This window comes from Glycomyces paridis, from assembly GCF_004912155.1.
GTDB lineage: Bacteria > Actinomycetota > Actinomycetes > Mycobacteriales > Micromonosporaceae > Glycomyces > Glycomyces paridis.
Window position 1 is genome coordinate 1 of record NZ_STGX01000039.1, and the last position, 729, is coordinate 729.

General features: G+C 68.9%; 1 protein-coding gene. It reads right to left on the bottom strand.

Features of this window, described 5'->3' with window-relative positions; all coding sequences use genetic code 11:
* Positions 1-115: 115 nt before the first annotated feature.
* The coding region (locus tag E9998_RS25020) for a glycosyltransferase family 2 protein (RefSeq protein ID WP_136532474.1) at positions 116-729 on the bottom strand (614 nt) is incomplete at its 5' end.

A 729-nucleotide genomic window follows, 5' to 3' on the forward strand; every position in this document is an offset into this window, starting at 1 on the left:
CGAGAAGGCGCCGCAGACACGCGCGACGGGTCGCGTGGCCCGGTCCGCTCGGCGGATCACGGCGCGCGAAGGCCGCGGCCGAAAAGCGCGGCGGCTGCGCCGCCCCGCTCGCGGGTCAGCGCCGTGAGCGGCGGACGCGTTCGCGGCCGAGGAGCCAGAGGGCCTGGACACCGTCGGTCCAGGTGATCTTCTTGCCCTCCTCGCGGCTGCGCGCCGTGTACGAGATCGGCACTTCGTAAGGACGGATGCCCTTTTTGAGGAGTTTCGCCGTCAGCTCGGCCTCCATGCCGAAGCCGCCCGAGCGGATGTTCATGTCCAGGTACATCTGCCGCGGCAGCAGCTTGTAGCAGGTCTCCAGGTCGGAGATGTACGAGTTGAACAGGATGTTCGCGGCGAGCGTGATCCCCTTGTTGCCCATGACGTACCAGAACGAATACGCCGAGTGCGAGCCGAACGAGCGCGACCCGTACACCACCTGCGCCTTGCCCTCCAGCACCGGCGCGAGGAGGCGCGGCAGGTCGGCGGCGTCGTACTCGCCGTCGGCGTCGAAGACCACCACGAAGTCGCCCGTCGCGGCCTTGGCCGCGGTGCGGATCGCCGCGCCCTTGCCCTTGTTGCGCTCGTGGCGGATCAGCCGCACCCGAGCATTGTCCTCAAAGGACTGGAGTACTTCCCAGGAACGGTCGCGCGAGCCGTCGTCGACGGCGACCACCTCGGTCTCGCAGGGAA